1 protein-coding gene is annotated in these 855 nt (G+C 61.8%); it reads right to left on the reverse strand.

The window, feature by feature from the left end; genetic code table 11:
* Positions 1-766, reverse strand: a 766-nt coding sequence (locus tag KJS59_RS30700) for a helix-turn-helix domain-containing protein (protein ID WP_213457504.1), incomplete at its 3' end; no start/stop codon positions are given.
* Positions 767-855 lie beyond the last annotated feature (89 nt).

The following is an 855-nucleotide window of genomic DNA, read 5'->3' on the forward strand; positions in this document are numbered from 1 at the left end:
GCTGGTTCGTTAGGGCTGAGACGAGGGCTGCGCGGTGGATTTGGTTTCCGTTGGTCGATTCGGCGCGGTAGAGGTCCAGCAGCAGACCGTTGGTTTGAAAGTAGTCATCGAACGCGATCGCGACTTCGAGGGACGGTGTTCGTAAACCGGTTTCTATGTGCCCGATCATCGAGCGGGATACGTTCGTCTTCTCGCCGAGTCCTCGATAGGTGAGCCGTTTCGCGGTCCGCAGGGCGCGCAGTACGGCGGCGAACTGTGGCATTGGTATCCGCGTCGCATCCCTGCCATCAAGCGTTTCGCCTACGGTTGCGCTCTCGATGTTCTCTGTTTCCCCGCTTGCCGGTTGCATCTCACCGAAGCTGTTAGGATCACGATCGGTTTCGGGATCGGTTCGCGCTTCGGACACTGAGTCCGTGCCGTGGGCCGCGGTGGTGATGTGCTCATGGAAAGAGAGGCCACGTCGGTCGAAGAACCGTCGGTCGAAGAACCCGAGTTCGGCATCCGTCGCGGCGCCCGTGACGTGACGGTACGCGGCGCGGCGCCACTCTCGCGGCCAGGTCACTTTCCCGGACTCCACTTTCCCGATGGCCCCTTCCGTGACAGGACCACCCGCGTCAGGTTTGTCGCCAAGCCACTGGTTGCACTCGTCAGCGAACTCCTGCCGACCCATGACGGTTCCGGGGCGCCGCTTAGACGACAGCCGTTCCCGGGCCTTCCTGAACAACACATTCGGCCCGGGACGGTCGGATGCCGGCTGAACAGACACCACACCTCCTCCTTCCCCGCATTTGATCACGCGAGGCAGCCAACAACCCTAGAACATCCTGACAACCCACCAACCCACGGATTCTACTA

Origin of the sequence: Rhizomonospora bruguierae (assembly GCF_018397995.1) — a bacterium.
Taxonomy (GTDB): domain Bacteria; phylum Actinomycetota; class Actinomycetes; order Mycobacteriales; family Micromonosporaceae; genus Rhizomonospora; species Rhizomonospora bruguierae.